At 32.2% G+C, this 5689-nt stretch carries 8 protein-coding genes; all 8 read left to right on the forward strand.

The annotated features are described in order from the left end of the window. Positions 1 to 132: 132 nt before the first annotated feature. The 8 genes from CDH49_RS15160 (at position 133) to CDH49_RS15205 (ending at position 5437) form a co-directional block, all read left to right on the forward strand. Positions 133 to 675, forward strand: coding sequence for a TPM domain-containing protein (locus tag CDH49_RS15160; RefSeq protein ID WP_100616378.1), 543 nt, complete (start codon positions 133 to 135; stop codon positions 673 to 675). Between the two features lie 155 nt (positions 676 to 830). Then, a complete protein-coding gene (locus tag CDH49_RS15170; RefSeq protein WP_100616380.1) occupies positions 831 to 1361 on the forward strand; it encodes a hypothetical protein in 531 nt (176 codons plus the stop codon). A gap of 153 nt (positions 1362 to 1514) precedes the next feature. Then, entirely contained in the window at positions 1515 to 1964 is a 450-nt protein-coding gene (locus CDH49_RS15180) for a hypothetical protein (RefSeq protein ID WP_162296726.1), read from the forward strand. Positions 1965 to 1974: 10 nt separating this feature from the next. Continuing rightward, positions 1975 to 2415: a hypothetical protein gene (locus CDH49_RS15185; protein ID WP_100616383.1), complete on the forward strand. Its 441-nt coding sequence runs from the start codon at positions 1975 to 1977 to the stop codon at positions 2413 to 2415. Positions 2416 to 2570: 155 nt separating this feature from the next. Beyond that, positions 2571 to 3353 (forward strand): hypothetical protein, encoded by a 783-nt coding sequence (locus CDH49_RS15190; RefSeq protein ID WP_100616384.1) that lies wholly within the window; start codon positions 2571 to 2573, stop codon positions 3351 to 3353. A 134-nt stretch (positions 3354 to 3487) separates the two neighbouring features. Continuing rightward, positions 3488 to 4132, forward strand: a complete 645-nt coding sequence (locus tag CDH49_RS15195) for a DUF4145 domain-containing protein (RefSeq protein ID WP_100616385.1) — start codon at positions 3488 to 3490, stop codon at positions 4130 to 4132. Positions 4133 to 4289: 157 nt separating this feature from the next. Continuing rightward, positions 4290 to 4667, forward strand: a complete 378-nt coding sequence (locus tag CDH49_RS15200; protein ID WP_100616386.1) for a YbbC/YhhH family protein — start codon at positions 4290 to 4292, stop codon at positions 4665 to 4667. Between the two features lie 425 nt (positions 4668 to 5092). Then, the gene (locus CDH49_RS15205; protein ID WP_100616387.1) at positions 5093 to 5437 is read left to right on the forward strand and encodes a hypothetical protein; all 345 of its coding nucleotides are present in this window, start codon (positions 5093 to 5095) and stop codon (positions 5435 to 5437) included. Positions 5438 to 5689: the final 252 nt, after the last annotated feature.

Below are 5689 nucleotides of genomic sequence, written 5' to 3' on the forward strand. Positions count from 1 at the left end.
TAAAAAATTGCTAGTTTTAGTTAACACAAAGTTGGTTGCTCGTTTGCTGGCTTCCGATTTTCCTTCGGAAAATCCTCGCCCTCAAACACGCAACTTTCCATACACGAACACGTTGTACACAATACCCAAACAATGAAAATCGGAACTAAAATATTAATACTTTTTTTGACTTTAAATTTGCTTTCTTGCAAAGGAACTGCTCAAGAAACTGATACTATAAAACCGACTACTGAATTTGATTTCTCAACTGTTGAAAAATTTAGAGAATCAAAACTTAAAGGTCTAATAGTAAATGATTATGACAGTATTTTCAATCCTTCACAAAGGAAAGAACTATCGGATATTATTTATGATTACAATATTGAAACAACTCGTCAAATAGTTGTTGTAACAATTGACAGTATCAACCCATATTCTGACATTCAAAAAATGGCAACGGATTTGGGGAAATATTGGGGAGTTGGGACAGCGGAAAAAGATAATGGACTGATAATTCTACTCTGTAAACCTTGTCAAAAAATCGGAATTGCAACTGGATTAGGAACTGAACTTGTCTTGACTGACCAAATTTGTAAAGAAGTGATTGACAAAACAATTATACCTGAATTTAAAAATGGAGAATTTTATAGCGGAATTAAAAATGGTGTGACTGAATTAATAGCAAAATGGAAATAAAGTACTGTGTACAACACCGTGTATAAAAAATTGCTAGTTTTAGCTAATACAAAGTTAGTTGCCCGTTTGCTGGCTTCCGATTTTCCTTCGGAAAATCCTCGCCCACAAACACGCAACTTTCCATACACGAACACGTTAGCAAACATATAAACGAAATGCAGAAATCCTATTTAATACTTTTTCTGATTTTAACTTTAAGTTGTTTCCAAAAACAAACTGACGACCGAATTTCTGAATTTGAAAAAGTATTGGGAGAAAGACAAACCAATGCATTGAATTTGCTTGTATCGGACTTTGAAAAAAACTTAACCAAAATATATCCGAATTTAACAATCGAAAAAGGTTATCGACAATATCTTATCGATATAAAATCTGACTCAATAACTGACTTGAAAAAATTTGAATTTCAATCTAAAAAGACACATTCTGAATATTTTGAAAGTGGATTAAGAAATGAAATTTATGATAAAGATACTATTTCGCTAAAAGCCAATAATATCGGAAAATATATGACCGCATTGTATCAAATAAAGGATTCGGACTCTCTAACAAAAGAATATTGGAGAATTCGCGAAGCTGCTGGCATTTTGCCAAATACAATGTTTGTCGACGGAATTTTGAACTTAAGACCTGATTTTAATGACTATTTTCACAAACGGATTGTTGTTGTTGAATTTAGCTTTTGAGAAAAATAATACGTTTGCTAACACAGTGTATAAAAAATTGCTAGTTTTAGCTAACAAAAAGGTTGTTGCTTGTTTGCCGGCTTCCGATTTTCCTTCGGAAAATCCTCGCCCCCAAACACGCAACTTTCCATACACGAACACGTTGTAAAACATTTGAAGAAAGTCCTGAACATATTATTAATTATTCTCGGAATTGGGAGTTTGATATTAATCGGAATTATGATTTTTATAGGAACTTCTATGGGAAAAAGAGCTGATAATTATGACTTTCCTGAAAAACAAAATCTGAAAAATGATTTAAAAACTGACACTATTCCTCAAGGAAAAATGACTTATGAATTATACTTTGCGGAATTTGATGGACGAATGGAGAATCTAACAGTTGAGATAGCAATAACTGGAAATAAAATCATTGTTTATAATAACGAAAAAAAACCGCTGACTGGTGGAAAAATAATAATAGAAGGAATTTTAATAAAACATAAGTCTGGTAAATGGATTATCGGAGAAACGGAAACTGACCGAAATGCGGAGGATATTGGAGGTTGTTCTGGTGGACCAACTCCAATCGATTTTCAAACAAAAATTATAGAATGGTGTTAAAAATATTAATATGAAAGTCAAACCTGGAATCGGAATTAATGACATAAAATTTGGAATGTCTGAAAATCAAATTTTGAGCTTGATTGGTAAACCGAGCAAAATAATAATAGATGAGGATGACGAAGACAAAAATCAAGTTTACCAATACAATGAGCTAAAGTTGAGATTGACATTCTACAATGAGTTTAACGGAAAATTAGGTTACATAAGAGTCGCAAACCCAAAAATTGAAATTAACGGGAATCCAATTATCGGAATTCAAATCGAAGACGTTTTCAAATCATATGGATTGAGTAAAGAAAATTGGAATGAAGAAAAATATTTCACTTTCAACTCATACTTTAATGAAAAGAAATGGACAACTCTGAATGTGGAATATGATGTAGTAACTGATATTGAATTTGGATATTTATTTGACAAAAGCGGAGAAAACCCTATTTGGCCGAAATAAAAAAAACGTTTTACAACACCGTGTATAAAAAATTGCTAGTTTTAGCTAGCACAAAGTTGGTTGCCCGTTTGCTGGCTTCCGATTTTCCTTCGGAAAATCCTCGCCCTCAAACACGCAACTTTCCATACACGAACACGTTGTAAGCAATTTTGAGAATGAATACGTTAAAATACACTTTTAGTTTTAAAAAAGGAACATTTGTCGGTAATGACATTGAATGGATGTTAAATGCCGGACTTGGGTTTCAACCGACAAATTATCGGATAGCTGGAATGAAATCCAGAAATGGCTATAAAAAATACAGCCCGAAAATATTAAATGATATTAAAAAACTATCATCTGATTTAAGCCTTGTTCTTAAAAAAAATGATTCATTCAGATTTTCTGTAATTGAACCAGCTAATCTATTAACGCATCAAAGTATTTATTGGACTTTACCATATGGACAAGAATTTAATGATACTCTTTTAACTAAATTGCTTTCAAATAAAAATCTTGTAGTTGCTTATTGCTGTGACGAAGAAGACCAATTGTTGCAATCTGCTGATTATCCAAGTGATTATTCAGTAAAAGGAATTGAACTCCCGACAGAAAAGTTATATACTGACAAAAACGGCTTTTTAAGAGTAGATATTTCTAACAATCCTGGCAGAATTGAACTTCTACCTTATATGTGGTTAATGTCCTGTCACAAAATGTGGTTTGGTTTAGAATTTTTCGAATTTGTGACTAAAAAAACCCTATTAGGATTTAAAAATGCCTTCTCAATAAATGAGTTAAATAATGGAATTATCGAAATCGTTCTATATGAAAATCCAGAAGATGCCTCTTTTCCAGAAAACAGAGTTAAACAAAAGGAATTTCGTGAATGGATAAAAATGGATGAAATATCAAAATTATTAAAAGATAAAATAAAAACTGCTTACAACACCGTGTAAAAATAATTGCTTGGTTCTAGCCTACTCGGAAAATCCTGCGGATTTTCCTCTGGTTCGTTCCATTTTTGCTAAATTAGTTGCTTGCACACGCAACTATCCTTACACGAACACGTTGGCAATAATTAAAACAAGAAATGAATTTAAATACAAACACAGGACAAGTAAGTATTACAGGTTTACCAGACAAATGCCCTTTTTGTCATAAATCAATCAGACCAAATCCACTATTCGGATATAAAAACGGGAGGGATTTGGATGTTTTAATGTATTGTCCTGATTCTGCTTGCGAATCAGCATTTATTGCTTATTATTATCTTAATTCAAATAATGGGGTTTACAGTTTTTTTGATAAAGTAAGTCAAGGAAAATTAATTGGAAGGGATTTTACAAATACTATATCGGAAATATCACCAATGTTTGTTGAAATTTATAATCAATCTTATACAGCGGAACAACAGAATTTGACAGAGATATGTGGTGTTGGATACCGAAAAGCTTTGGAATTTTTAATAAAAGATTATAGTATATTGAACCATCCCAGCGAAAAAGAAAAAATTGAAAAGAAATTATTAGGAGCTTGTATAAATGATTATGTTACAGATAGTCGTATTAAATCTGTTGCAAAAAGAGCCGTGTGGATTGGGAATGATGAAACCCATTACATAAGAAAATGGGAAGGAAAAAATTTGAACGACCTAAAAAAATTAATTGATCTGACATTGCACTGGGTAGAAATGGAAAAGCTAACGGAAAGTTTTGAAACCGAAATGCCTGACTAAAAAACTATTGCCAACACCGTATAAAAAAAATTGCTAGTTTTAGCTAAACCAAAGTTAGTTGCTCGTTTGCTAGCTTCTGATTTTCCTTCGGAAAATCCTCGCACACAAACACGCAACTTTCCTTATACATAAACGTTGTAGCACATTTGACCAAACAATGAAAATCGGAATAATATTAATAATCGGACTTTTAATTTCAACAAATATTCAAGCCCAAGAATTTGAAAAAAAGTCGGACGATTTAAAACACGCGCAGCAATTACTCGAACATGCTCTGAAAAATAAATCTGACCGAACCGAACTGAAATTTAAATTGATTCCTAAAAAGGAAAATGCAGTTAAATACGCCGAAATTATTTTGTTTGAACTTTATGGAAAAGAAAAAATCGAGGCGGAAAAACCATATAAAATTAACCTAATTAATGACTATTGGGTCATTACTGGAACTCTTTCGGCCGAAATGATTGGCGGAGTTTTTGAAATCGTATTTGACTCGTGGAATGGAAAAGTATTAACTTTAGAACACGGAAAATAAAAACGTGCTACAACACCGTGTATAAAAAATTGCTAGTTTTAGCTAATACAAAGTTGGTTGCGTGTTTGCCGGCTTCCGATTTTCCTTCGGAAAATCCCCGCCCTCAAACACGCAACTTTCCATACACGAACACGTTGTGTGCAAGCTGAAAAACGAGAATAATTGAGAAAAAAGATTTACATAATAACTCTGATTTTACTATTAATCGGAATTCCATTTTTTGAATTTATGGTTTTGAATACGATGGTAAGTCTGAAGTATGAAACTAAAAACTTGAATGATTGTATTTCTATAATTTCTGGAATTGACTTATGCAACTCAATTAAAACTTTTCACATTTTAGCAATTCTTTGCGGACTGACCTTTATCGGACTTTTAATTTATAAAAAAAGGATTTTAAAAAGTTGAGATTTTTAAACATAATATTGACATTAACAACATTTCTCTTGCTACTAAATTGCGGTAAAAAAGAAATTGAATTTGACCAAGAAAAATGGAGTGAAAATTTTGACGGAATTTATAAGCATCGTGAAAATATGGTCAAGGATTTAATGCAAAACCATCTAAAAAAGGGAATCGAATATAAAAAAATAATTGAGTTATTAGGCGAACCTGAAAATTATCACAACAAAAAGGCAAACGAAATAATTTATGAAATAATGGTTGACTATGGCTGGAATATTGACCCAGTGAAAGGAAAAAAATTACACTTGGAATTTGACAAAGATTCAATAATTACAAGTATAGAATTGGAACATTGGAAATATTAATAAAAAGCCAGCACACAACACCGGCTATAGTTCATTGCGGCGGAATTTCCTACTCGGAAATTCCTGCGTATTTACTAACTTTGGGTTATGGCGGAAAATCCTCGCGGATTTATCCGCAACGAAACCATAGCCAAACACGTTGGCTACAATTTGAGAAATGACAAAGTGCATCTTTAATAATTTAGAAATTGATATTAACTCGGAACTTGAATTGACCGATTTAATTAAAAGCGGAGCGAAAAACGATTTTAA

This window comes from Confluentibacter citreus (assembly GCF_002807055.1).
Taxonomy (GTDB): Bacteria; Bacteroidota; Bacteroidia; order Flavobacteriales; family Flavobacteriaceae; genus Confluentibacter; species Confluentibacter citreus.